At 65.2% G+C, this 25,358-nt stretch carries 23 protein-coding genes and 2 pseudogenes; 8 read left to right on the top strand and 17 right to left on the bottom strand.

Going from position 1 to position 25,358, the window contains the following annotated elements; genetic code table 11:
- Positions 1-9: 9 nt before the first annotated feature.
- Positions 10-1,260: a putative sodium/potassium/calcium exchanger gene (locus BLU88_RS03825; protein WP_092010147.1), complete on the bottom strand. Its 1,251-nt coding sequence runs from the start codon at positions 1,258-1,260 to the stop codon at positions 10-12.
- A 125-nt stretch (positions 1,261-1,385) separates the two neighbouring features.
- Between BLU88_RS03825 and BLU88_RS03820 the strand changes: the two are divergent.
- Positions 1,386-3,316 (top strand): annotated as a pseudogene (locus tag BLU88_RS03820) (acetate--CoA ligase).
- Positions 3,317-3,493: 177 nt separating this feature from the next.
- Here BLU88_RS03820 and BLU88_RS03815 read toward each other — a convergent pair.
- The gene (locus tag BLU88_RS03815; protein ID WP_092010145.1) at positions 3,494-4,387 is read right to left on the bottom strand and encodes a hypothetical protein; all 894 of its coding nucleotides are present in this window, start codon (positions 4,385-4,387) and stop codon (positions 3,494-3,496) included.
- An 85-nt stretch (positions 4,388-4,472) separates the two neighbouring features.
- Between BLU88_RS03815 and BLU88_RS18280 the strand changes: the two genes are divergently transcribed.
- Entirely contained in the window at positions 4,473-5,042 is a 570-nt protein-coding gene (locus BLU88_RS18280; RefSeq protein WP_167356859.1) for a MarR family winged helix-turn-helix transcriptional regulator, read from the top strand.
- A 69-nt stretch (positions 5,043-5,111) separates the two neighbouring features.
- Here BLU88_RS18280 and BLU88_RS03805 read toward each other — a convergent pair whose 3' ends face one another.
- The 5 genes and pseudogenes from BLU88_RS03805 to BLU88_RS03790 all read right to left on the bottom strand — a co-directional run bounded on the left by BLU88_RS03805 (position 5,112) and on the right by BLU88_RS03790 (position 8,478).
- Positions 5,112-5,597, bottom strand: coding sequence for an SRPBCC family protein (locus BLU88_RS03805; RefSeq protein ID WP_092010143.1), 486 nt, complete (start codon positions 5,595-5,597; stop codon positions 5,112-5,114).
- A gap of 90 nt (positions 5,598-5,687) precedes the next feature.
- Complete coding sequence (locus BLU88_RS18515; RefSeq protein WP_231939574.1) at positions 5,688-6,062, bottom strand: hypothetical protein; 375 nt, start codon at positions 6,060-6,062, stop codon at positions 5,688-5,690.
- Between the two features lie 81 nt (positions 6,063-6,143).
- Positions 6,144-6,263 (bottom strand): annotated as a pseudogene (locus BLU88_RS18510) (LssY C-terminal domain-containing protein); the annotation flags it as partial.
- Between the two features lie 302 nt (positions 6,264-6,565).
- A complete protein-coding gene (locus BLU88_RS03795) occupies positions 6,566-7,609 on the bottom strand; it encodes a MerR family transcriptional regulator (protein WP_092010141.1) in 1,044 nt (347 codons plus the stop codon).
- Positions 7,610-7,749: 140 nt separating this feature from the next.
- Positions 7,750-8,478, bottom strand: a complete 729-nt coding sequence (locus BLU88_RS03790) for a HEAT repeat domain-containing protein (RefSeq protein WP_167356858.1) — start codon at positions 8,476-8,478, stop codon at positions 7,750-7,752.
- A gap of 102 nt (positions 8,479-8,580) precedes the next feature.
- On the opposite strand from BLU88_RS03790, the gene BLU88_RS03785 reads away from it, so the two are divergent.
- Positions 8,581-9,210, top strand: coding sequence for a GyrI-like domain-containing protein (locus BLU88_RS03785; RefSeq protein WP_092010139.1), 630 nt, complete (start codon positions 8,581-8,583; stop codon positions 9,208-9,210).
- 84 nt (positions 9,211-9,294) lie between these two features.
- Here the strand turns inward: BLU88_RS03785 and BLU88_RS03780 are convergent, their stop codons facing one another.
- A complete protein-coding gene (locus BLU88_RS03780) occupies positions 9,295-9,585 on the bottom strand; it encodes a hypothetical protein (RefSeq protein ID WP_092010137.1) in 291 nt (96 codons plus the stop codon).
- Positions 9,586-9,695: 110 nt separating this feature from the next.
- Between BLU88_RS03780 and BLU88_RS03775 the strand changes: the two genes are divergently transcribed.
- Complete coding sequence (locus BLU88_RS03775; protein ID WP_331712459.1) at positions 9,696-10,283, top strand: peptidoglycan-binding protein; 588 nt, start codon at positions 9,696-9,698, stop codon at positions 10,281-10,283.
- 70 nt (positions 10,284-10,353) lie between these two features.
- Positions 10,354-10,713, top strand: a complete 360-nt coding sequence (locus tag BLU88_RS03770; RefSeq protein WP_025777104.1) for an ArsR/SmtB family transcription factor — start codon at positions 10,354-10,356, stop codon at positions 10,711-10,713.
- Positions 10,714-10,784: 71 nt separating this feature from the next.
- On the opposite strand, the gene BLU88_RS03765 is transcribed toward BLU88_RS03770, so the two are convergent.
- Genes BLU88_RS03765 through BLU88_RS03755 form a run of 3 tightly spaced genes read right to left on the bottom strand, consistent with a single transcriptional unit; the run spans position 10,785 to position 13,576 of the window.
- Complete coding sequence (locus tag BLU88_RS03765; protein ID WP_092010133.1) at positions 10,785-11,720, bottom strand: DMT family transporter; 936 nt, start codon at positions 11,718-11,720, stop codon at positions 10,785-10,787.
- A gap of 40 nt (positions 11,721-11,760) precedes the next feature.
- Positions 11,761-12,999 (bottom strand): pyridoxal phosphate-dependent aminotransferase, encoded by a 1,239-nt coding sequence (locus BLU88_RS03760; protein ID WP_092010132.1) that lies wholly within the window; start codon positions 12,997-12,999, stop codon positions 11,761-11,763.
- Between the two features lie 4 nt (positions 13,000-13,003).
- The gene (locus BLU88_RS03755; protein ID WP_092010130.1) at positions 13,004-13,576 is read right to left on the bottom strand and encodes a peroxidase-related enzyme; all 573 of its coding nucleotides are present in this window, start codon (positions 13,574-13,576) and stop codon (positions 13,004-13,006) included.
- A 129-nt stretch (positions 13,577-13,705) separates the two neighbouring features.
- Between BLU88_RS03755 and BLU88_RS03750 the strand changes: the two genes are divergently transcribed.
- A complete protein-coding gene (locus BLU88_RS03750; RefSeq protein ID WP_092010128.1) occupies positions 13,706-14,011 on the top strand; it encodes a cupin domain-containing protein in 306 nt (101 codons plus the stop codon).
- Between the two features lie 62 nt (positions 14,012-14,073).
- Here BLU88_RS03750 and BLU88_RS03745 read toward each other — a convergent pair whose 3' ends face one another.
- On the bottom strand, positions 14,074-15,555 hold the full coding sequence (locus tag BLU88_RS03745) for a glutamate--cysteine ligase (RefSeq protein WP_092017139.1): 1,482 nt from the start codon (positions 15,553-15,555) through the stop codon (positions 14,074-14,076).
- A 127-nt stretch (positions 15,556-15,682) separates the two neighbouring features.
- Here BLU88_RS03745 and BLU88_RS03740 point away from each other — a divergent pair, with 127 nt between their 5' ends.
- Complete coding sequence (locus BLU88_RS03740) at positions 15,683-16,855, top strand: M20 family metallopeptidase (RefSeq protein WP_092010126.1); 1,173 nt, start codon at positions 15,683-15,685, stop codon at positions 16,853-16,855.
- A gap of 235 nt (positions 16,856-17,090) precedes the next feature.
- On the opposite strand, the gene BLU88_RS03735 is transcribed toward BLU88_RS03740, so the two are convergent.
- The gene (locus BLU88_RS03735) at positions 17,091-18,101 is read right to left on the bottom strand and encodes an FkbM family methyltransferase (RefSeq protein WP_092017137.1); all 1,011 of its coding nucleotides are present in this window, start codon (positions 18,099-18,101) and stop codon (positions 17,091-17,093) included.
- A 128-nt stretch (positions 18,102-18,229) separates the two neighbouring features.
- Between BLU88_RS03735 and menC the strand changes: the two genes are divergently transcribed.
- Positions 18,230-19,354 carry an o-succinylbenzoate synthase gene (menC, locus tag BLU88_RS03730; protein WP_092010123.1) on the top strand — a complete coding sequence of 375 codons (1,125 nt, stop codon included), beginning with the start codon at positions 18,230-18,232 and terminating at the stop codon, positions 19,352-19,354.
- Positions 19,355-19,415: 61 nt separating this feature from the next.
- Here the strand turns inward: menC and BLU88_RS03725 are convergent, their stop codons facing one another.
- The 4 genes from BLU88_RS03725 to BLU88_RS03710 all read right to left on the bottom strand — a co-directional run bounded on the left by BLU88_RS03725 (position 19,416) and on the right by BLU88_RS03710 (position 25,185).
- Positions 19,416-20,324, bottom strand: a complete 909-nt coding sequence (locus BLU88_RS03725; RefSeq protein WP_092010121.1) for a cation diffusion facilitator family transporter — start codon at positions 20,322-20,324, stop codon at positions 19,416-19,418.
- 216 nt (positions 20,325-20,540) lie between these two features.
- Positions 20,541-22,220: a flotillin family protein gene (locus BLU88_RS03720; RefSeq protein WP_092010119.1), complete on the bottom strand. Its 1,680-nt coding sequence runs from the start codon at positions 22,218-22,220 to the stop codon at positions 20,541-20,543.
- A gap of 130 nt (positions 22,221-22,350) precedes the next feature.
- Positions 22,351-22,812 carry a DUF3817 domain-containing protein gene (locus BLU88_RS03715; RefSeq protein WP_092010117.1) on the bottom strand — a complete coding sequence of 154 codons (462 nt, stop codon included), beginning with the start codon at positions 22,810-22,812 and terminating at the stop codon, positions 22,351-22,353.
- A 255-nt stretch (positions 22,813-23,067) separates the two neighbouring features.
- Positions 23,068-25,185: a M28 family peptidase gene (locus tag BLU88_RS03710; protein WP_092010115.1), complete on the bottom strand. Its 2,118-nt coding sequence runs from the start codon at positions 25,183-25,185 to the stop codon at positions 23,068-23,070.
- Between the last annotated feature and the right edge of the window lie 173 nt (positions 25,186-25,358).

Raw genomic sequence — 25,358 nt, 5'->3', positions numbered from 1 at the left:
ATGACCGGCTCAGAGCCGGTACTGGTTGTTCTCCTCGGCTGAGGGACCCTTACGTTCAGGCGCCTCAGCGTCCTCGGATTCGTCGTCGGCAGGCTCTTCATCGGCCGTGCCGGCGGACTCATCGACCTCTTCCGGCAGCTTGCCGGAGAGTGCGTCTGCCGACATTCCGGGCTCACCGGTCGGCGGTGCCTCAAGCGAGGACCCGCTGGCGGATTCGTCGAATTCCTCCGGGTCGAGCGTCGCCGGATCATCAGCTTGCCCTTCGAGATCCGGGTCGGATGCCGGGGCGGATCCGCTGTCGCTGGCATCGTCCTTATTCAGTGACGGAGCAGCGGACATGTCATCGTTCCTCGCCTCGGCGGCACCGGCTTGCGGAGCGTTGGTGGGCTGAGAGGGGAACGCCGGAGGCATCGGCGGAAGCGGCGGCAGCTCGGACGAGTCTCCTGCCTGTGCTGCCGACTTCTCATCGGTTGTCGCCGATGCACCTTCGACAGTTTGTGCGCCGGCAGGTCCCGCGGATGCGGTCGGCTCCGGCGGTTCTGCGGGCTGCGCGGGCTTCACCAGCAGGTCGGGCTTCTCCGACTCATCGGCACCGTCCCTGTCCTCGTCAGACTTCACAGCTTCATTCGGAGCCGCCGTTTCGTTCGAAGCCGATGTTTCGGACTGCACCGCGTCTGCGGTCTGTCCCTCATTCTGCGATGTGGCGTCGGCTCCGCTTCCGTCTGATTCCAGGGACGATTCCGTCTCCCCGGACTGCTCGGCCTCACCTTCGGTCGCATCATCGGCGGCACTGTCGGAAGTCTTCTCGGCGGCGGTCGAGGCGGCAGTCGCCTCGGCGCCGGTGTCGGCGGTAGGCTCACCGTCGGCGACCTTCTCGCTCTCGGAAGCGTTCTCACCATCGGCTGCCGTTTCGTCGGAGTCGCTCGCCTCAGCGGTCTGGGCGGTCGATCCCGGCAGAGCACCGTCGACGCCTTCGAGGCTCACTCCCGCCTCGGCGGCGAGTCGTGCACGACGTTCGGCACGGGCCTTCGCCCTCTCGTCTTCGCTCTTCTGCGCCTTCGCCTTGGCCTTCGCTGATTCGCCCTTCGGCTGGGTCGGGCGCACGGCCTCCCAGATGAGCAGGACGACGAGCATGGTCAGTCCGACGATGACGCCCATGAGGATCGAACCCCACGGTCGCGCCATCGCGAAGAAGTCGAAGATGGCGTTCAGACCGAACATGACGGCCAGGCCGAGGATCAGTGCAACCAGGAATCTCATATCCCCATTGTGCCCTCTCCCGGTCCGAGTTCAGGGAATTGGGTCGACTTTAGTGCCGACGGCATTCCCCCGAAGATAGGCACCCCACCTCTGCACAACACTGTGCCATGCGTCACAATAGGATCATGAACACCACCGCCGAGAACTCCACAGCCAACTACGACGACGTCGTGACCCGCATCGCCGAGGACCCCGAGGGATTCTGGCTCGAGCAGGCCAAGAACCACATCGACTGGGTCACCGAACCGACGAAAGCCGTCGACGATTCGAATGCGCCGATCTATCGCTGGTTCCCCGACGGCGAGCTCAACGTCTGCTTCAACGCGATCGACCGCCATGTCGCTGACGGCCGCGGCGATCAGGCAGCCATCATCTACGACTCGCCGGTCACCGACACCGTCCGTTCGATCACCTACTCGGAACTCCTCGATGAGGTCTCCCGCTTCGCTCGAGCGCTCTCCGACAAGGGCGTAACCAAGGGCGATCGAGTCGTCATCTACATGCCCATGATCCCCGAGGCGGCCGTGGCCATGCTCGCCTGCGCCCGCCTCGGCGCGATCCACTCTGTCGTCTTCGGCGGCTTCGCCCCGAACGAACTGGCTGTCCGCATCGACGACACCGCTCCGAAGGCCATCATCTCCACTTCCTGCGGAGTCGAGAAGAGCCGAGTCCTCGAATACAAGCCGATGCTCGACGAGGCCATCGAGATCGCCGCGAACAAACCGGAATTCACCGTTATCGTCCAACGCGACGAACATCGCTGCGAACTCGGCGGCACCGACCTCGACTACGCCGAACTGCTCAACCGGACGCCCGAGGGCATCGACCCCGTGCCCGTGAAGGCCACCGACGAGCTCTACGTCCTCTACACCTCGGGCACCACCGGCAAACCGAAGGGAATCGTCCGTGATTCCGGCGGCTACGCGGTGGCCAGCGCCTTCTCGATGCCGACAGTCTTCGGTCTTCACCCGGGCGACACGATGTTCACCGCGTCCGATGTCGGATGGGTCGTCGGACACACTTACATCATCTACGCGCCCCTGTTGGCCGGCGTCACCTCGGTGCTCTATGAAGGAAAGCCCGTGGGCACACCTGATGCCGGAGCCTTCTTCCGCGCCATCGAGCAGCACAAGGTCAACGTCCACTTCACCGCTCCGACGGCCATGCGCGTGGTGCGCAAGGAAGATCCGAACGGCGAGCTGATGAAGAAGTACGACCTCTCACACCTGCGCGCGGAATTCCTTGCCGGCGAACGGCTCGATCCTGACACCTATGAGTGGACGACGAAGATCCTCGCCGAGGCGACCGGACGCGACATCCCTGTCGTCGACAACTGGTGGCAGACGGAGACCGGCTGGCCGATCACGGCGAACCCTTTGGGACTGAACCGGTTCCCCCTCAAAGCGGGATCGTCGACGAAGCCGAATCCAGGCTTCCAAGTCGAGGTCGTCGACCCTGGTGGTAAGCCCGTTCCCGCCGGAGAGGAAGGACTCATCGTCATCAAGCTGCCGCTGCCCCGGGCACCATGGCCACGGTGTGGGGCGATGACGAGCGGTTCATCTCCTCCTACCTCGCTGCCTTCGACGGCTATTACCTCACCGGCGATTCCGGCTACCTCGATGAGGACGGCTACGTCTTCGTCATGGGCCGCACCGACGATGTCATCAACGTCGCCGGCCACCGCCTGTCCACCGGCATCATCGAGGCGGTCGTCGCCTCCCACCCGGCTGTGGCCGAGGCAGCTGTCATCGGTGTCCACGATGACGTGAAAGGGCAGATCCCTCGCGCCCTCGTCGTGCTCGGGGAATCCTCCGAGGCGGCCGACCCGGACACAGTCATCGACGAACTCGTGGCGCTCGTGCGCAAGGAGATCGGACCGGTCGCCGCATTCAAACGCGTCGACATCGTCTCGGGTCTGCCGAAGACCCGGTCGGGCAAAATCCTGCGCAAGACGATGCGGCAGATCGCTGATGGCGACGACGATCCGGCTGTGCCGTCGACGATCGAAGACCGCACCGTACTCGACGACCTCGGGGCAGTGCTCTCCCGCGGCTAAGCCAGAGGCTTCAGCACGCAGACGCGATCCGGTCGAACCGTGGAGGTTCGCACCGGATCGCGTCGATGTCTCACGAGGCCGTTCAGTTGATGGACTGCGCGGATGCGCGGGTCGGCATCGGGTTCACGGGCGGCTAGTCGCTGCCTGCGAAATGCGCAGGCGGACCGTCCGATTCGGTTATGAGTTGCGCCCCTGTTCGAAGCCTGCGGCGAATCCGCGCTCGAAGGCCTCTTGGACCTCCTGCTCGCGACTGCGGCGCTCATCGGCCCACCCGAAGGGGTCGAATCCTCGGCGGCCCGGGCCAAAACCAGGACCGAAGCTCGGTCCGAATCCGCGGCCTCCGCCGCGACGGTGGTCGCGGTCACCGCCTCCTCGCCCGTGGACTCCGTGACGGTCAGGGCCGCCCCGGTGCTCGTCATGATCATGGGGGCGTTCGTGATCGCGCGGTCCGTCGTGGCGGTCCGAGTCGTCTCCGCAGCGTTCGGGGCCGAAGTTCTCGACGATCTTCGACAGCGAGGCCTTGAGGTTCTCGAACTCCTCAGAGGTGAGCACCTCTTCGATGCGATCGCCGACTCCCTCGCGCAAATCGCGGAAGCGCTGACGCAGCTCTTCGGGGTCGATGTTCTTCGACGGTCCCCGGCCGCCTCGGCCGCGCGGCGGCCCGTAGGCCACCGGCTCTTCGGGGTAGGCGGCGCCGTCAGCGACGACCTCATCGAGGTCCCAGCGGCGACGCCCTCTCCGCATGCGTCCGAAATCGCGGGGGTCGAATCCCGATTCGGCCGCGGCCGCGCGGAATTCGCGGCGCAGCACGTGGCTGAAATCGCGGAGCAGCTGCGGCAGATCGGCGTCGCTCACAGGCTCATCGCCTGCTGTCATGTCATTCTCCGCGCCGGCGTTGTCCGCCCTGCTGGTCTGGCCTCGACCGTCGTCGAAGTGCGAGGCATCGCCTGTATCGGTGTTCTCGTCAGTGTTCGGCGAGTCTTCTCGGTCGTCTGCACCTGCTGAGCCGGCGTCTGCGTTCGGGGTGGTGAAGTCGTCGTTGTCATTGCTGAAATTTTTGTTTTCAGTCATGCCATCTCCTTAGTTGTCATCTGACATGTAAATGCAGAATGACATGCAATTAGATTGCATGTCAAGTGGCATGTAAAATCGAATCATGACCACGAACGATGACATTCAGGCGATCGCCGAGGCGCTCACCCGCCTGCAGTGGCGGCGCGGACCCGGCGGCCCGCGCGGATTCGGACCTTTCGGCGGATTCAGTGAGCACGGCGGCCCCAATGAGAGCGGGGGCTTCGGCGAGCGTGGTGGATTCGGAGGCGGTCGGCACTCAGACGACTTCCCGTTCGGCGGCAAACGTCATCCCGGCGGACCGTTCGCCGCTCACGGTCGCGGGCGTGCGCTCATCCGCCTGCTCATCTCCCTCGTCCAGGCGGGGACAGCACTGGGAGTCAGCGCACTCGGCGATGCGATCGGCGTCGATCAGCCGCGCGCGTCCCGGCTTGTGTCCCAAGGCGTCGAGCTCGGTTTTCTGCGTCGTGAAGCGGACCCGGATGATGCCCGGCGAACCCTCATCGCGCTGACGGATAAGGGCCGAGCGATCACCAACAGGTTCCGCGGAGCTCAGCGCGAGAACGTCGATCAGGCATTGAGCACCTTCACCGAGGACGAGCGCGCGCAGCTGGCATCGCTGCTCACACGTTTGGCCGATGCCTGGCCGAAATGACCGTCCGCATCCGCCAGTTTGAACTGGATTGTTGTCCCGGCGGGGAAGGCACTCGGTCGCGTTGGATTCTCAGGCCTCGGCGAGCTGTTTGAGTCGCTTGAGTGACGCGAGCAGATTCGCCGTCGTCGTCGACTGCGCCCTCGGCAGACGCTTCGGATCGCGCAGCTCGGTCCAGTCGTAAGTGTGTCGGACCAGGACCGAGTCGTCCCCGGTCGGCGCGAGCTCCCAAACCCATTTCTGCCCGAACGGCTCTCCCCCGACTTCGGAGGGTTTCCAGGCGATGAGCCTGCCCTCGGCGAAATCGACAATGTGGTTCTCACGATCCACCCCCTTGGTCAGGGTCGTGATGAAGGAACCGCCGGTCCCACGCACTCGCTGGCCTTCGACGGCCGAACCGAGGTTGTCGTTTCCGTCCCATTCCGGCTGCCGCTGCGGATCGGCGATGAGCTCGAACACCGCCTCGGTGGGGGCTGAAATCTCGATTTCGGCGGTGACGACCTTGAGGACCGGATCGATCGAGTCGAGGACGGAAGCGTCGGAGGTCTGGTCGGTCATGGATTCCTGCCTTCGTAAGTGGTCCAGCTTCGCCGTCGAGCCGGAGTGCGGAGTGGATCGGACACAGTCAGAATACACTGGCCCGCAGCTTCAGTCCTCGAGTCCGCGGTCCTGTCGCTCGGCGCGCAGGGCGGCCGTGCTGAAGCGGGTGAACATCCGAGAGGAGTCGCTCGACAGTGCCAGCAGCACCGCCACCTGCATGGCGATCGCCGTCAGGGCGTACATGTTCGTCGCCAGGTCGCGATCTCCGGTGAAGTAGTTCGTCATCCATACGATCACGGAGATCGTCGAGAGCGTGAGGATCCACAGTCCGGCCCGGTTGCTGCCGCGGAACACCGACGTCGAGGCGATGACCTGCAGACACCCGATGAGGAGGCTGACGCCGGCGAGCACTCCCGCGACGATGCGGGTGGCGTCGAGAGCCAGCTCCAGGCGTTCGGGGTGGTCGGCTTCGTCGGAGACCACCTCGGTGACGTCGACGATCGGCAGGTGCCCGTCGGTGACGATCGAATCGCCGCCGCTGTTGCGGGAGTGGTATCCGGTGGAGAAGTTCTTGATCCGATCGACCGAGATCGCTTCGTTGACGCCGGTGACGGTGTCGACGATATGGTCGCGTTCGACGTCGGTGTTCTCTTCGATCTTGTGGGTGAGCTGAAGGGTGAACAGGGAGATTCCGACGGCTTTGTCGTAAGTTCCTGCCGCCAGCCGAGGCTGAAGCCTTTGAGCAGGATCAGCAGCGCCAACCAGGTCGAGGCCGCGCCGGCGAAGAGGAAGAACAGGTAGTCGAGCACCCCGGTGGGCGTGAAGTGGTGTCGCCGATAGATGAACGGCTGCCTCAGCCGCCGCTTCTGCCCGACCCCGCCTCCGGTCGCATCCGTTCCACCTGCCCTCCCTCCCGAAGTCATGGGCGCCAGTTCAGCCAACCGTCTGAAGCACCCGGAATGCGGATTCCCCGCATCTGTTCACGCTCACCGTCGCCGGCGTTCGAGGGCGGCTCGGGCAGTGGCCGCGAGTTCCGGGCTGTCGTCGTCGCTGAGCTCGGCGATGAGGTCATCACTGCGGTCGCCGGAGATCTCAAGGAGGACTTGGAGCACGTGGAACCGTGTCGTCGTCTCGCTCGAGTCCGCAAGCCGGTGCAGCTCGGACAGGATTCTTTCACTGATGTCGGCATTCGGTCCGGCCGCATCCACTATTGAGCCGAGAGTCTCTGCCGCTTCGATGTCCTTCGGTCCGTTCATCGCCATGTCGAGCAGCACGGGCACGGCCTTCGCGTCACCGGAGTCACCGAGGGTGAGCGCGACGAAGCAGCGGATGTCGGGATCGACATCGTCGAGCCCGCGGTCAAGCGCCTGCCGGATCATCGACTTCGAGCGTGAGCCGAGTTTCTCTTCCGGAGTGGTTCTGCGGATCTCGTCGAGGGCGAGCAGTGCGTTGTGGCGCACCTGGGCAGATTCGTCGTCCATTCCCTTCAACACATGGGGCACAGCCTCGGCGCCGGCCTGGGCGAGCGCCCACCGCATGGCCCCAGCCGCGTTGAGCACTGTCTCCTGCAGAACCGCCTGCGCCAGAGTCTCGATCGGCATGCCTCCGTCGACTCCGCTGCCGAGTGCGGCCTTGTGCCTTTGGATGACGTCGCCGGATACGAGGGAGCGCATGAGATCGATGGTGTACAGGAGCGATTCGCCATCGGTCCGGCCCAGCCGAGAAACGGCCTGGAGGTGATCGAGCAGACGCTGCTCTGCGGTGATCCGCTCACGCGCCTGGTCGATGAGATCGCCGAGCACACTGCCGGGGTCGAAGTCAGGCTCGGACAGCACCCGACCGACTTCGGTCAGTGACATGCCGAGCTTGCGCAGACCCTCGATATGGAAGATGCGACCGATATCGGCGTCGGAATATTCGCGGTAGCCGCCCGTCGTCCTCTGGCTGGGGGCCACGAGCCCGAGTGATTCGTAGTGGCGCAGCATGCGTGCGCTCACACCGGAACGCCGGGCCACCTCGCCGATGAGCAATTGTCACCTCTTCTCTGCTGTCTCTCACTCTATGCCGCAGCCGCCGCTCGCTGGAGGAAGGGATCCGACACCGCGGCCGTGCGCCGGTGGGCTTGCCCCGCCCTCCGGCACACGCACGATCGGACCTTCCCTGTGCCGATCTAGACCGTGGTCTCGGACCCCAGTGCGACCACCCGCTTGGCTGCGTCCAAGGCGTGAGCGAAGCCGGCATCCGGGTCATCGAACATGTCCCGGGTCGCCATGGCGTGAGCTCGCACTGTGTCGTCCTCTGCTTGAAGCTTCTCATCGACCACTGACACGAGATCCTCACCGAGGGCCACGATCGCTCGACTGAGGCTCTTCTGCATCTCGATGTCGCCGCGACCCAACTGTGTCACCAGGACTGATGCCAGTTCTTCACGATTCTCACCGGGCACAAGGGCAACGGCGGCTCTCCACGCACTGCGGGCCACCTCGGTGTCGGGATGGGCGATGAGGGCGGTGCCGATCCGAGCCGGGTCCATGGCCGGCCAGGCGCGGACGCCACCGACCTTCGACAGGGTGTGCAGGGACTGGCTGACCGCCTGCGGCAGAGACGAATCGAGTTCGGCGACGAGGCGGGGAATGGTGTCATCGGCGGGCAGTCGGGTCAGCGCCCAGGTGAGCATGTCGCGGACGAAGAAGTCCGGCTCAACTCGGCACCGGGCGATGAGCATGTCGAGGTCGCCGGACTCCGCACGTGTGCCGATCGCCAACGCCGCCTGCAGGCGCTGCTGCGGGTTCGACGCAGTCAGGGCATCGATCTGACGATCGCCGATCTCGTTCCGTCCGTCGGTCCCGTCCCGCAGGATCGGTTCGCGAGTCTTGTGGTTGTTGAGTGGATGGGTCATTGTCTCCACCTCCTTGTCACCCAGTGAAGACCTTGACATCGTGTCAAGGTCAAGCAGGGGATTACACTCGTTTCATTCCCACCCCTGGAGCGGAACCCAATCATGGACAAGGTCGATTTCAAGAGGTCGCTGCCGAGCCTCCGCGCGAAGCAGGGACGGTTCGATCTCATCGAGATACCGGAATCGCGGTATCTCATGATCGACGGCCACGGTGACCCGAACACCTCTCCGGATTTCGCATCGGCGGTGACCAGCCTCTATCCGCTCGCCTATGGGCTGAAGTTCTTCAGCAAGCTCGAACTCGGTCGCGACTATGTGGTGCCGCCGCTCGAAGGGCGGTGGTGGGCCGATGACATGTCGACGTTCACGAGTGCCCGGGACAAATCAGCGTGGGACTTCACGCTCATGCTGTTCGTCCCGGACTGGCTGAACGGCGACCACCTCGACGGCGTGGTCGACACGGTCCTGGCGAAGGAATCGGCGCCCCGCCTCGGCGAGATCCGGTTCGAATCACTGCAGGAGGGAACCTGCATCCAGACCCTGCATGTCGGCCCCTTCGACGACGAAGGGCCGGTGCTTGAGCACATGCACACCGTCGTCATTCCAGGCGAGGGGATGACGATGACGGGAAAGCATCACGAGATCTACCTCAGTGACGTTCGCCGGACCGCACCGGAGAAGCTGCGCACGATCCTCCGTCAGCCGGTGGCTCCGCTGGACACCCGCGGGTGATCCCGGCGTCCGCAGCTGATCCCGGTGCCCGCGAGTGATCCGGGCGGTCGCCGATGATCCCGTTCGACCCGGCCTGCTCGGCGCTCAGCCGCCGCTCGACCAGCCTCCGCTGACCGGGGCGGTGGTCCTCGCTCCGGAGCCGTCGGCTGACTCCGGACCGGAGTCTGCGCCGGAGTCTGCGTCGGACGATGAGGACCCGACCGACGAGGAGTCCGGGGATGGCGATGAACCTGTCGACGGCGAATCCGCGGAGAGGAAGATGACGGCGACCATGATGCCGGCAACGGTGAGGATGCCGACGGCGACGAAGGAGAAGACCACGATGAGGCAGGTCATCAGAGGCGGGCGGTTGTTGCGCCGAACGATTCTCACCATGACTCAAGCTTAATCGGCACCGTTCATTCCACCTCGCTGTGACCTTACTGTGACAAAAACCTCGGCATGGTCTCATGCGTCCTTAAGTTTGTTGCATTATCGTTATATTCATGACTCGTCTGACACCATCTCGCAAGGGCCGCCGGTCCGTGCTCACTGGTGCCCTGATCGGGCTCGGGGCAGCAGTGATGGCACTGGTGGTGGGCGCCGTCATCATCCTCAATTCCCCCATCTCGTTCGGTTCCACGAAGATCAGGCAGATCCAGATGGCTTCGGTCAGTCAGCTCAGCCAACAGCAGATCGACAACGCTCGACTCATCATCGGCGTCGGCCGCGGCGGCGACTTCGACGACCAGGCGATCCGGATCGCCCTCATGACGGCATTGCAAGAGTCCTCGCTGCGCAATCTGGATTCCGGCGACCGTGATTCGGTCGGCCTGTTCCAGCAGCGCCCCTCCCAGGGATGGGGTGAACCCCATCAGCTCACCGATCCCATCTACGCGGCAAAAGCCTTCTACGGGATCAACCCCGCAGTCGAGAACCCAGGTCTCAATCAGATCGACGGCTGGGATTCGATGACACCGACCGAAGCGGCACAGTCCGTGCAGCGGTCGGCTCTTCCCGACGCCTACGGGCAGTGGGAGTCCTTGGCCGACGACCTCCTCGGCACGCAGGCCGACGTCGAAGCCCTCGACTGACGTCCCCGCGCGACCGCCTCACGGTGTCGGATATCGCATGACCACGCCGGTTGTCCGGTAATCTGCACTCATGGCTTCCATTCCCGATTCCGTTCCCGTCAATGACGAGGTCGAGCAGCTCCTGCTCAACCCCGAGGACCATCTCGAAGCCATCACCGAAACCGCCGACCTCTTCAAGGCACTCGCCACCCCCTCCCGACTGAAGATGCTGCTCGTCCTCACCCACGGCGAGGCCACCGTCACGCACATCGTCGAGGCGACGGGGCTGTCCCAGCCGCTGGTGTCCCAGCACCTGAAGTTCCTCCGTGGGCTCCACCTCGTCGGCGTCAACCGGATCGGCCGCGAAGCCTACTATTCGCTCAAGGACGACCACGTCGCCCACATCATCGTCGACGCCATCGCTCACACGATCGAGGCTCACGAACACTGAGTTCCGCCCGGGGCGCCGCTTCCGCAGCGGTTCCTTCGCCGAGGCGGCCCACCGTTCCTGCCGATCGTGCGCTACCGCTGTCGGCGCCGTGTCAGCGCTTCCGGTCCCCCGCCGACGACCCACACTATGAGGGCCACGAGGACGGCGCCGATCCACTGTCCCGCCTGCAGCCGCTCACCGGCGATGAGGGATCCGAGCACCACCGCTGACAGCGGTTGGAGCAGCATGAGCGCCGCGGTCATCGGCACCGGCACCAGCGGACTGGAGATGCTCAGCAGCACCCAGGACAGCGCTTGACCGCACACGGCCAGGGCGATCATCCAGCCCCAACCGGCCCAGCCTAGATCGAAGTCGAGTCCGCCGAGGGTCAGCCCGGCCACCGCGGTCATCACACCGGCCGCGATCGTGCCCACCTCGACCGGGGCGACGACGAAGTCTCCTGCGACCTTGCGGCTGTGGTGGATGCCGAAGATGTACACACCGTAGAGCACACCGGACAGGATCCCGAAGATCGCTCCGCGCGTCGGGTTCGCCGCCGACTCATCGGCGCCGAACACGCCTCCGGTCAGCAGCATGCCGATGATCATGATCGGCACGCAGCCGATGAATAGCCACCCGGGCCGGTTTCCGCCGGAGATCCATACCAGTGCCGGGAATACGATGACCTGGACGCTGATGAGGACCGTGGACACACCCAGACCGGCATCGAGCACACTCTGGGCCCACAGCACATAGTCGATGCCGAGTGCCGCTCCCGAGACTGCGGCGATGATGATCGCCTTCGGTGGGAACCGTCCGTGTCGGCGCAGCTCGAGCACTGCCAGCGGAGCGAGCACGACCACGGCGATCCAACACCGGAGGAAGGCCGCGGTGGGGGCGGTCGCCTCGGCGAGGATGACGAACAGCCCCGCCGATCCGAGCAGGACGGCGGCCATAATGATGCCGAGCACGGGCAGGGCCTTCGGTGCGGGAGGCGGCCCTCCCGCGCGCGTCCGAGGTGAGCTCATCGGGCCGCCCCGGCGACTTTCATCCCGCGATGTTCGGGACTCATCCCACGAAGTCGAGGATGCGGTCGATGGCCTCGGACGTTCGGTCAGCGCCGACGGCCAGCGACAGGCGCACCGAACGGGAGCCGTCGACGGAGTCGAAGTCATCACCGGGAGCGAGCGCCACGCCGGTGGCCTCGAGCACCTGCTCACACCACTGACCGGCGGTGGCCAGACCTGCGCGGTCGAGGATATCGTCGACGCGGGCGTACATGTAGAAGGCGCCGTCGGGTGGGGCCATCTCGCCGAACCCCAGGTCGGCAGCGGCACTCAGCACATGTTCGCGGGCTCCGGCGAAGGAGGCTACGGCCGCTTCGCATTCGGCGTAGGACTCGTCTGCGAAGGCCGCGACTGCCGCGTACTGTGCCGGGACCGGGGCGCACAGGGAGAGGTTGCCGGTGACGTTCTGGGCAGGGGCGACGAGTGGTTCGGGCAGGATCGCCCAGCCCAGGCGCCACCCGGTCATCGCCCAGTATTTGGAGAATGAGGAGATGACGATCGCGTCGTCGTCGTGGGCGAGTGCGCATTCTCCACGGGTGCCGATATAGCTGATGCCGTGGTAGATCTCGTCGGAGATCACCTGCACCCCGTTCTTCCGGCACCAGTCAACGAGTTCGCCGAGCGCCTCCGGCCCGATCATCGTGCCCGTCGGGTTCGCCGGGGACGCGAGCATGAGTCCCTTGAGCGGGGCCTCGGCATGGGCGGCGGCCAGGAGGTCGACGGTGGGCTGGAACCCTTCGTCGCCGCCGCAGTCGAGTTCGACGACCTCGCAGCCCAAGGCGGCGAGGATGTTCTTGTACGCACCGTACCCGGGCCGGGCCAGAGCCACCCGGTCGCCGACGTCGAAGCAGGTGAGGAACGTTGTCTGGAATCCACCCGAGGATCCGGTGGTCACGGCGATGCGGTCGGGGGCGATGTCGAGTCCGTACCAATCGCGGTAGTGGGTGGCGATGGCCTCGCGCAGTTCGGGGATGCCGAGGATCGGCGAGTAGCCGAGTCCCGTGCCGTCGCTCATGACCTCGGCGGCGCGGGCGAGCACGGGACTGGGTGCGCCTTGGGTCGGTTCACCCAGACACATGGCGATGGTGTCGCGGCCGGCGCGCTGCATCTGCCCGACGGTGGCGACGATGCCCATCGCGGCGAAGGGCTTGACGAGTCCGGAACGGGCCGAGGCGGCGGGGACGGAAACCGCGGAGCCGGACGTGGTGGGGGCCGCCTCGGCGGGGGTCGATGAGGTCATCGGTTCACTTCTTCTCGCGCGGGAGGCGGCCGAGGGTGTAGAACTCCGGGTTCGGGACCATTCCGGAGATGTGGGCCATGCGGTTGGACAGGCCGAAGAAGCCCGTGATCGCGGCGATGTCCCAGGCGTCTTCATCGTCGAATCCGTGCTCGGCAAGTGCTTGGTGGTCGGCGTCATTGACAGCCCACGGTTCTTCGCAGACCTTGACGGCGAAGTCGAGCATGGCCATCTGACGTGGGCTGATATCGGCCTGGCGGTAGTTTGTGGCGACGACGTCGGCGATGAGGGCGTCCTTCGCGAAGATCCGCAGCATCGCCCCGTGCGCGACGACGCAGTAGAGACAGTGATTGATCGCCGAGGTGGCTACGACGATCATCTCCCGATCCGCCTTGGTCAGGTTCCCCGTCTCCTTCTCCATGAGCGCGTCATAGTAGGCGAAGAAAGCGCGGAATTCGTCCGGTCGGCGGGCCAGGGCGAGGAAGACGTTGGGCACGAAGCCCGACTTCTCGGCGACCTCTAGGATCTGGGTACGGATGTCATCGTCGACGTTGTCGATGTCAGCAAGTGGGTATCGCATATCCCTCATGCTAGCTCGGGTGGATCGGTTCGGTTCGAGCCCGTTCAGGGCGATACAGTGAGGGCGTCAGGTCCGTCCCGGCTTCCATGCAATTCCACGGGGGCCGTTCGCGCATCGAAGGAGATCACTATGACAGCAGACAGTGCAGCAGACACCGGTTCGACCGGCGAGGTCCAGCTCGACAACGGCGTGTTCCGGGTGACGAAGTGGACGATCCGTCCCGACGGCGTCATCCCGATGCACAAGCATGAATATGAGTACGTCGTCGTGCCGATGGTCACCGACACGATGCTCGTGCGCAATTCCGATGGCACCGAGATCCACGCCGAACTCGAGGCCGGAGTCTCCTACACGCGTCCGGCAGGATCCGAGCACGAGGTCTCGAATCCCGGAGGCAGCGCCGACGTCGTCTTCGTCGAGGTCGAACGCCTCTGAGGCCCGTCGCCTTTCTCAGAGAATAGGTCGCCATCGGATGCTTTCGGCGACGAACGACTGCCTCAGCGGGTGGGGATCTCCCAGGTGTGGACGGGCTTCCCGGTCGCCTGGTTCGCCACATAGGCGTCCATCATCGCCGTGATGCCCTCGGCGCGTTCGGGTGAGTCCTGTCGGCTGCAGGGGGCGAGGCTCTCGAGCGCCTTCAACTGCCAGGTCGCGCCGTTGACGCGGTTCTCCGCACGGCCCTCGATGATCGACATAAATTCGTCGATGACGTCCTTGTCGATGTTCAGCCGTGACAGTCCGCGCCGGGCCTGGGGTGCGAGCACATCGGTGACGAGGTCAGCCACGCCGATGCGACCGATCTTCGGCCATGTCACTCTGGCCTCGATTCCGTCCTTCGCGCAGGCGTTGAAGTTCTCCTCCGCCTCGGCGAACGACATCCGCGACCATACGGGACGGTTCTCACCGACGAGGAACTCGGCCAGGCCGTAGTAGAAGGCCGCATCGGCAACCATGTCGACCGGGGTCGGGCCGGCCGGCAGCAGTCGGTTCTCGACACGGATGTGCGCGCCGCCGTCTCCGGAGTTGTAGATGGGACGGTTCCAGCGCCACACGGTGCCGTTGTGCAGATTGAGTTCGAAGAGCTTCGGGGCGTCGGCGGCGCGGAACTCGACGAAGTCCTTGATCTCGGGCAGCAGCGGCGGGAAGTAGCGGACGTTCTCCTCGAAGAGGTCGAAGACGCTGGTGATCCACCGTTCGCCGAACCACACGCGGGGACGCACACCCTGGTTGACCAGTTCGGGTGTGCGAGTGTCGATGGACTGCGCGAAGATCGGGATCCGGGATTCGTGCCACAGCTTGCGGCCGACGAAGAGCGGCGAGTTCGCTGCCATCGCCACCTGTGCCCCGGCGATCGCCTGCGAGGCGTTCCACGCGTCGGCGAACCGGTTCGGCGCCACCTGCAGATGCAGCTGCATCGACGTGCACGAGGACTCAGGAGCGATATCGGCGAACTCCGCCCTGTATCGCTCTTCACGGCCGAGTTCGATGCGGACGTACTCGCCGCGGGCGTCGATGACCGAGTTGCTCAGCGCCTCGTACCGGTTCTCCTCGGTCATCCACTTCTCGTCGGTGAGGAACTCAGTGGTCAGAGTCGGCAGTGTGCCGATCGACACCGCCTTGAGTCCGTCCGCCTCGGCGGCCTTCTGTGCTTTCTCCAAACGGTGAGCGACACCGGCCTCCAAGGTCTTCAACCCGCGCCCTGCCACTTGGAGCACCGGGTGGTTGAGTTCGAGGTTGAAGGCGCCGATCTCGGACTGGTACTCGTCATCGAGTCGGGCAAGCACCTCCTTGTTCCGCAGGCTCGGCTGATTGTCTTCACCGACGAGGTTGAGCTCGAGTTCGAGTCCGATCGTGCCCGCCGATTTGAAATCCGCATGACGAAGGTAGGTATCGAAGAGCTCGAGGTTCTCCGCAAGCTTCTCTCGATACAGTGTGCGTTCCTCCGGCGTGTACCGCTTGGAGCTGACTGCCTCACCCATAGGACTAGCAAACCACAGACGGCCGGGTTTGTGCGCGGTCGCAGTGCGGACGGGGAGTGCATCGCCTCCGTCAGGCAGCATCCGGACACCTGCGCCGGCGGCAACCTGCCTTCCGTAGACTCGCACCATGACATCGACCACATCACCCGCGCCCCAGCCCGCTGACTTCGTCGAACAGGCGAAGCGACGTCTGCCCGACATGCTCGCCGACATCGAACGGGTCATCTCCATCGAGACTCCCTCACACGACAAGGAGGCCGTGGCCGCAGGCGCACGGGACTTCGCTGCGCTCCTGAAAGACCGCCTCGGCGCCGAGACGGAGCTGCTCGAAGTCGACGGCACCGCCCACCTGCGACTGCGGTTCGGCACCGGGCCGGCCCGTGTCGTCCTGCTCAATCATCAGGACACGGTGTGGCCGCACGGCACGCTCGAGCGCATCCCCTTCTCCACCGCTGACGGCATCCTGCGCGGTCCCGGCAGCTTCGACATGCTCACCGGGGCGATCATGAGCGTGCACGCGACCGCGATCGTGGCCGACCACCTCGGCGAGGGCGGTCTGGACGGTCTGTCGATCCTCGTCACCGGTGATGAGGAGATCGGCTCGCTGTCCTCGTCGGATCTCATCCGCGCCGAGGCGGCCGAGGCGAAGGCCGTGTTCGTCACGGAGGCGAGCGCCGACGGCGCGCTCAAGCTCGAGCGCAAGGGCACGAGCAACTACGTGCTGAAGTTCACCGGCAAGGCTTCACACGCCGGCCTCGAACCGGAGAAGGGCATCAACGCGGGCATGGCCCTGGCCCTGACCCTGCCGTTGGTAGCCGATCTGGCCGACGCTTCAGCCGGGACGACGGTGGTGCCGACCGTGATCAGTGCGGGGACGACGTCGAACACCGTGCCGGCCGAAGCTCGCGTGGACATCGATGTGCGCGCCCGCACCGCTGCCGAACTCGAACGCGTGGATGCGCAGATCCGAGAACTCGCCGCAGAGCCGCAGTTGGAGGGTTCGACAACGGAGGTCCTCGGCGGGATCAATCGGCCCCCGTTCGAACGGGAGCAGTCGGCTGCGCTCTTCGACCGGGCGACGGCGCTTGCCGGCGAACTCGGACTGCCCGCGCCGCAGGGAGTATCGGTGGGCGGCGCCTCGGACGGGAACTTCACCGCCGGCGACGGCATCGCCACCCTCGACGGTCTGGGAGCCGTCGGCGATGGAGCACACGCCGAACATGAACACGCCGTCATCGACGAGATCGCCCCGCGCACCGCTCTGCTGGCTGCTCTCATCGCCGATCAGCTGCAGGCCTGAGGGCCGGCTGGGCCAGGGCTGCAGGCCTGAAGGTCGGCTGGGCCAGCGGGCCGCAGCGCCGAAGTCCGCAGTCTGCAGCCTCCGCCCTGCCCCGCTGCCGCCGTTGATAGTGGCGAAAAGTCCGCAATTGCCCCTGAATTCGGACTTTTCGCCACTATGAACGCAGGTTCACGCCGATGGCGGTAGTGGAGGTCTCGCTCGCCGACTACCCGACGGATTGCCGGCGCCGGCCGGTTCAGTCCACCGGGTACCCGGCGGCGCGCATCTGATCCGGTGACTTCAGCGTGAACAGCCAGTCGCGCAGGCGCGGATCCGGCCGGATCGTCGTCCGCGCATACAGCCGATCTTCGCCGACGAGGTAGTAGTGGTAGCCGTGCTCGCCGAGGTGGCCCATGAGCTCCCGCGGTTTCGCGCGGTCATCGAGGACTTCGCACAGAATGTCCGGGTGCAACGCAGCGAGGAAGTCCTGCCCGTGCGCGAAGACGTCGTTCTCACCGCCTTCGACATCGATTTTCACCGTCACGCACGGTGCCTCTCCCCGACTTGAAACGTCAGGAACACCGTCCCGGGAGTGCAACTGCGGATCTCGGTCCGAAATCTCTGCCAGCACCTCGGGCAGGAGCGCGTCGAGGGAGGTGAAGCGCACCTCTGCATCGGAATCGAAGCGCATATCGGAGGAGTAGAACGACGGCAGCGCCGATCCTCCGTCCCCGATGGGCACCTTCATCCAGGTGTCGGGGCTGCCTACCCCGGTCGGGTGGACGGTCACGCGGCTGTTGAAGCCGTTGCGTTCGACGTTCTTCTCCGCGCCGGCGACCACTGCAGGGATGATCTCGAAGACGTGGGCGCGCACGTTCTCGTTCGCGGCGAGGACGGCCATGGTGAAGACCCCGGTGTAGGCGCCGATGTCCAGAAAGACGTCCGCATCGGCGCTGAGTGCGACCATGAGGTCGAGGGCGAATGCGTCTTCGGGTTCGGTGCGTCGGCCTCTCCCCCAGTAGAACTCCTTGGCGATTTCGCAGCGGAAGGGTTCGACGAGGATGAAGTCCGCTCCGCCCGCTCGCCCGCGGATTTCGGTGAGTTCGATGGGCGCGGGCAGGCGACCGATCTTCAGTCCTCTGATCCGTGGCGCGATCATCCGCAGCAGAGGGTGGAGCGCAGGCTGTGCGAGGGCGATTTTGACCGGCAGCTTGAGGCCGAACCAGGACTGTCTGCGCGCGGTGAAAGTGCGCAGGTGGTCATTCACGACGGTGGCCCCCTTGCTGACAGGAAGACTTTTGTTCACACTACCAACCGCCTTACGGTTGCTCCAGACCCTGACATAAGGTGGAAGCGAAGACCCATCCGCCCCGTTGCGAAGCAGGAGCCCGGCATATGAAGCTGAAGTCAGTCACCCTCCACCAAGTCTCGATTCCTCTCGTCGCCCCGTTCGAAACCTCGTTCATGCGGGAGACCGAGAAGGACTGCTACCTCGTCGAGGCTGTCTTCGACACCCCGCAGGGCGAGATCACCGGCTGGGGAGAGTCCGTGGCGATGATCTCCCCGCTGTATTCGGCCGAGTATGTGGCTGCCGGGATCGATGTCACTCGCCGCTGGCTGGCTCCGCTGCTCTTCGACGTCGACGACCTCAGCGCGGAGACCGTGGCGTGGCACCTGCGTCATGTCATCGGCCACCCGATGGCGAAGTCGGCGCTGGAGATGGCCGTCATCGAGGCTCAGCTGAAGATGCACAACCAGTCATTCAAGGACTACCTGGGCGGAGTCGTCGACTCCGTGCCTTCGGGAGTGTCGGTGGGCATCCAGGATTCCGTCGAGGAGACCGTCAAGGTCATCGGCGGCTACCTCGAAGAGGGGTACGCGCGGATCAAGCTGAAGATCAAGCCCGGCAAAGACATCGCCCCCGTTGCTGCAGTGCGCAAGGCCTTCGGCGACGATTTCGGTTTCCAAGTCGACGCCAACGCCGCCTATACCCTCGTCGACGCCGCACACCTGCGTCGCCTCGACGAGTATGGTCTCCTGCTCATCGAGCAGCCTCTCGGCGAAGCCGATATTCGCCAGCATGCCGAGCTCGCCAAGCTCATGGACACCCCCATGTGCCTCGACGAGTCGATCGTCTCCGCCGAGGCGGCCGCTGACGCGATCATGTTGGGAGCCACCTCGGTGATCAACATCAAGCCCGGACGCGTCGGCGGGTTCATCGAGGCGAAGAAGATCCACGATCTCGCTGTCGCCCACGGCGTCGCCGTCTGGCACGGCGGAATGGTCGAGACCGGCCTGGGGCGCGCGGCGAATGCGGCGCTGGCGTCACTGCCGGGCTTCAGCCTACCCGGCGACATCTCCGGATCGAATCGGTTCTTCCACGAGGACATCACCGAGGAGATCGTCATGTACGACGGCAAGGTCGACGTGCCCACCGGCGTCGGCTTCGGCGTCTCGATCGACCCGGAGAAGCTCGAACGCTTCCGTACGGATTCATTGGAGATCCTGCCCGGGCAGTGATCCACCATCGCCGAGGCGGCCCACCCTTGACCGGTCACCGACCGGCACCGGGTTGGCCGTCTCAGTCGTGTGTGTGGATCTCCTCGGCGGCGTCTGCGGCTCGATCGAACTGGAAGGTCGAGTGTTCGATCGCAATCTTGTGGTGCTCGGCCAGGCATTCCTGCAGAGCCTTGAGGATGCGCGGAGCATGCCCGTCATAGAAGCACTCCTCGGCGAGCACCACATGCGCCGTGAGCACCGGAAGGTTCGAGTCGATGCGGGTGACATGGAGGTCGTGGACTTCCTGCACATGCTCGACTGCCTCGAGGTGCTCGCGGACCTTGTCCAGGTCGAGCTCCTTCGGGGCCGCTTCGAGCAGAATCGACCCGGTTTCGCGCAGGATGGCGAACGCCCTCGGGACGATGAGCGCTGCGATGACCAGTGCGGCCACCGCGTCGGCGCGCTCCCAGTCGAAGAGCCAGATCGCCAGGGCGGCGAGAATCACGGCCACCGAGCCGAGAGCGTCGGCGATGACCTCGAGGAACGCCGCCTTGAGGTTGAGGGAGTCTTCCTTAGACGAACTGAGGACGACGATGGAGACGAGGTTGCCGACGAGCCCGATTGCGCCGAAGAGCAGCAGGCCCGGTCCGGGCACCTCCGGCGGAACGAAGAATCGCCGGATGCCTTCGATGAGGCTGTAGACGCCGAGGCCCAGCAGCAGGGTCGCCTGGGCACCGGCCGCGAGCACTTCCGCCCGGCGGAAGCCCCAGGTCTTCTGTCCACCCGTCGGCTTGACGACCAAGCTCGCCGCGAAGAGCGCGATGCCGATGCCGATGAGATCGACGGCGTTGTGGCCGGTGTCGATGAGCAGCGCCAGGCTGCCCGTGACGACGGAGCCGATGAGCTGAAACACGAAGATCGTCGCAACGATGCCGAATACGATCCGCAGCTGCCGCCGCGAACCTGAACCATGCGCATGATCGTGAGCCATAGATACCTCCTCGACTCAACATATTAACATATGCACATTTGTTTATGCATCCAATCGACCTCGACGCAGAATCAGAGCACACCAGACCCCACCCGCAGGGCACTTCACTGCCGGGTCGGTCGGCACCTCGGCGTAATCGACGAAAGAAGCGGCCGCCGAGGATGTCCTCGACGGCCGCTGCCCTCGTGAGGTGGGCGCCCCTCACCCGGGCGGCGGTCAGCTCTGGGCGCCCCTGCCGTCGTCCTGTTCATCGCCGGGCTCATCGCTGGCGGGGATGTCTGCCGCATCCGCCCCGGACGCGCCTGCACCGCTCTCGTCGAGGCGACGCTTTGCTTCGTCGATATAGGCCTGCACATCGAAGCCGGTGGCCTTCTTCACCTCGTCGCCGATGCGGTCGAGGTCGACGCCGCTGTCATCAAGGAAAGCCTTCGGATCGAATCCCGTGCCCTTCGATCGCGGACCGACAGACGCATCCTCCGCAACTACCCCGTCGACGACATCGTCCGACTTCTCCCCTGCCGGAGAAGAAGCGTCCGATGCTCCACCGCCAGAGCCCTTCGCCTTGGCCACGAGGTCGGTGAGGTCGACACCAGTTGTTCCGCGCACGACCTCGAGGACCTGCGAGAGATTGTTCGACACGGAGTTCGAAAGCTTCGACTCGCCATCGGTGGACACGATCGAGAGGTCCTTGATGTTCGCATACGGTGCGACGAGTTCGCCTGCCACGGTCGGCAGCACTTCGAGCACCTTCGACAGCACGGCCGCATCGTTGAACTGCTTGTAGGCCTCGGCCTGGGCACGCAGCGCCTCGGCTTCGGCCTCACCGCGGGCACGAATCGCATCGGCCTCGGCTTCACCTTCGAGGCGGATCGCCTCGGCGTCCTTCGACCGACGGTGGAGCTCGGCGGCGGCCTCGGCCCGACCCTGCGCCTCGATCTCATAGGCACGGGCATCGGCCGCGGCCTGCTGCCGGTAGCGTTCGGCGTCGGCCGGGCGGCGCACCTCGGCGTCGAGCTGTTCTGCTCGCAGCTCTGCGGCCTCCTTCGCCACGATTCGGTCCTTCTCGAGCAGCTTCTGCTTCTCGGCTGCGGCGGCCAACGGGCCGGCGTTGTCGGCCGTGGCCTGTCGCTGATCGGCCTCTTCCTTCAGCGCGGCCCGACGCAGCGCCAGCTGCTGCTGCTGTTCGGCGATCGCCTGATCGGTCAGCGCCTGCTGCTTCTGAGTCTCCTCGTTCTGCTGCGCCTGCTCGACGGCCGAGGCGCGGCCGGCGTTCGCCTCGGCGATGGCGGCGTTCTTCGCCACCTCGGCGGCCTGCGGGCGACCCCAATCGCGCAGATAGCTGCCTTCGTCCTCGACCGCCGAGATCTGGAACGTGTCGATGATGAGGCCCTGATTGTTCATCGAGTGCGCGGATTCCTCCTGCACCTGCGCGGCGAAGGAAGCGCGGTCCTGGATGATCTGCTCGACGGTGAGCGTGCCGACCACGGCGCGCAGAGTACCCGAGAGGATCTCCTTCGAGTAGTGGTCGATCTGGTCCTGCTGATCGAGGAAGCGCTGTGCGGCCTTGCGCACATCATCCTCGGTGCCGCCGACCTTGACCTGGGCAACGCCGCGCAGACGCAGGGCGATGCCGTTGATGGAGATGCCGTCGATCTCGACGGAGATCTGCCGCGAGGACAGCGAGAGGACGAACGCCTTCTGCACGATCGGATAGACGACCGAGCGACCCCCGATGACGATGCGACCGGTGCCCGAGGCTCCCGACGCGTTCCGCCCGGTGATGATGAGAGCCTCGGACGGTGAGGCGATCTTGTAGGAGCGCAGGATCACGAACAGCACGATCAGAATAATGAGGACGAGGACGCCGATTCCTCCGGCGCCTATGAGCAGGTCCATCGGTGGGCCTTTCATCGCGGTGGGGTGTGCCGACCGACCGAGAGCCGGCCAGTCCCCTTCATCCTATGGGAACGCCCCGACACGCAACAGGGCGGGTTTCCTCCGCTGAGGAAACCCGCCCTGTCCAAGTTCACTTGCCCCATTCCCATGGCGGGCCGGCGATGAGCAGACCCGAGAAGACGACGATGACGAAGATGATGCCGATGCCGATGGCCAGCCACGGAAAGCGGATGCACCACGACGTGAACTTCTCGAACCAGGTCTGCGGGGTGCGGCCGTTGCGGCCCAGACCCCAATCGCCTTCGAGGGACCCGGTCTTCTCCACCGAACGCTCGAAGGGAATCGTGGCGTAGGGGATGATCGCCGACCCGAGGCCCGTGGCGATGCGACGCTTGCTCCACTGCTGCGAGGTGCCGACGCCGATGACGGCGATGACGAAGCAGATGAAGATGAAGCCGTGGATGCCTCCGCCGATGCGAACACCGATCTCGGTGGTGTGCGTGACGTATTTGAGGAACATGCCCAGCAGGAGCAGCGTCCACGTGACGGTCTCGGCGATGGCGAAGAATTTGAAGAAACGTTTGGGATTCACAGAAGACCATTGTCCCTTGACGGGTTGGGCGTCAGCTGAGGACTGCCGCTGACTGAGCGGAATCGTCTCAGCGCGGCCTCCCGGGTGCACGGAGTCGATACGACCTGGTCCGGGCCGGCCATGGACATGACCGCGCGGGCCGGCGACATGTTTCTGTCACCGGCCCGCTCAGTTCGTGCCCGCCACCGAGGCGCCGCGTCATCGACGATCAGATCTCGACGAAACCCCGCCTCGGCGAAGGTGCGGCTCTGCCGCTCAGCCGCGACGGCGGCGCGAGCCCAGCGTCATCGCCAGACCGAGGGCGATGAGCGCTCCGGCCGAAAGGATCAGCGGCAGGGCCTCGTTGCCGGTGCGCGGCAGGTCTCCTCCGCCGCCACCGTTGCCGCCGTCACCGGCGCCCGGTCCGTCACCCTCGGCGACGACCTCGAACGATCCGGTCAGTGGATCTCCGCCTTCGCAGTCGACGGTGACGTCGTAGGTGCCGATGTAGCTGTCGACCATCGACTCATCGAGTCCACGGACTCCGAATCGGGCGGTTCCGTCGGCACCGACCTCGGCGGTCTGTTCGAACTTCTCGATCTTCCCGTTGTTCGGAGTCACTGTCATCGTCGCCGTGGTGTCCGCGGTGCAGCCGGTAGCCGCAACCTGGACTCCCTTCTCACCGACGAAGTCCGGTGCTTCGATCGTCTTCGGATCGATGCTCAGCGCCCGTTCGTCAGGAGCCTCGGTCGGCGTCTCCGTGGGCGGATCGGTGGGATCCGTGGGCGGAGTCGTCGGATCGGTCGGCGGATCCGTCGGCGCGTCGGCCAGCTCGTAGGCCAGCGTGTGGACGGCGAATCCGATGGCGGGAGCGAAGATGTCGATGGATTCCTTGCTCACGTTCTCGATCGTGTCCGTGGGCTGGTGGTAGTTCGTGTCGTGCTTCTCACCGACGGTGCCTCCGAACATCTCGGCTTCTTCGGCGGTCTTCGTGCCGTCTGCTCCGGAGAACAAGCCGCTGGCCGGGATGCCGTTGTCGATGAACGCCTTGTAGTCCGAGCGTCCGGAGAAGTCAGTGCCCACGTTGGGCTGGTCGTTATCGGCGAAGTAATCCGTGAAGATCTTCTCGAGTTCAGCCGAGCCTTCCGGGACGTTGACGCCGTCGGGGATCGGCACATCGGAGCCGTCGGAATCAAGCGTGCCGACGATGTAGTTGTCGGAGCCGATCATATCGAAATTCATGTACGACTTGATCTTGCCCAGTTCGGCATCGTCGAGGCTCGCAACATACTCCGTCGATCCGACGAGTCCGACCTCTTCTGCACCCCACCAGCCGAAGCGGATGGCGTTGTCAACTTCGGTCGGCTGCTCGGCCAGCGCTTCGGCCGAAGCGAGGAGGGCCGCAGTTCCGGAGCCGTTGTCGTTGACCCCCGGGCCCTCTTCGACACCGTCGAGGTGGGCACCGAACATCTGCACGTTGTCATGGTCACCGGCCTTGGTCTCGGCGATGACGTTCCAGGTCTTCTCGGTGACGAACTCGGTCTCGAGCGTGAAGTCCGCGGTCAGGCCCGCAGCTTCGGCGGCAGCGTCGTCGGCGGCTTCATCGGCCTCTTCGGCACCCTGGCCGAGGCCCGCCTCGGCGCTTTCCTCGCTGCCGGCTTCGGCACCGGCCTCCGCGCCTGCGGCCTCGACCTTCTCAAGGAGGTCGGCGCCGACGTTGTAGGTGACCGTCACCGTCGGGGCACTGCCCTCCATGCGAGCGCCGAGAGTGGCGTTGAGGTCTTCATCGGGATTGGCTTCGTCGTTGTTGTAGATGATGACCGCCGCGGCACCGGCTTCGGTTGCGGCCTTGGTCTTGTCACCGAAGGCGCATTCGCCGCGGGACACGAGTACGAGCGCCCCTTCGGCGCTGTCATCAAAGTCGCTGGCCTGGCAGCCGAGCTGTCCGCCGGCGTAGTCGCTGTTGTCGTCATCGACCGGCAGCGCCACGGGCAGATCGGTCAGCGGCTCGGTCGTGCCCTCCGTGTATTCGGCGGTCGTGACCTTGACGGTCTCTCCGTCGACCTTGACGTCGACGGTGCCGAAATCCTGGCTCTCGACGTCGAAAGCCTGACGCTTCACATCGAAGGCGCCGGTCGCCTCGAGGGTGGATTCGACGTACTCCACGGCCTCTTCGTAGCCGGGGTTGCCGAGCGAGCGGAATCCCTCATCCGCGTGCGAGGTGGAGATATCGGAGATCTTCTGCAGATGCTCCATCACGGCGTCACCGTTGACGCCCATATCGGTGTGTTCTGTCGGTCCCGGGGTGCCCGCCGCCAGTGCCGGACTCACCCCGCCGAGGACCAGACCGGCCGTGGCGGTGGCCGCCAGCCAGCTCTTCGTGCGCAACTTCATGGAGTTCCTTTCGCTCCTTTGTCTGTGTCCAGAGGAATCGCACATGACGGCGCACCGGAAGCGACCGCCACGGCATGACAGTTTGTCGATACCCGTGTCGGCCTCTCCACGGCTGCACTTGCGGGGAAGCTCGATTCTGACGCTTCGCTATGACTCGTCATTGGTAACGAATC

The organism is Brevibacterium siliguriense, assembly GCF_900105315.1.
In the GTDB taxonomy this organism is placed as follows: Bacteria; Actinomycetota; Actinomycetes; order Actinomycetales; family Brevibacteriaceae; genus Brevibacterium; species Brevibacterium siliguriense.
Note: the sequence above shows the minus strand (reverse complement) of the source record. Positions and strands in the feature narration are given on the sequence as shown.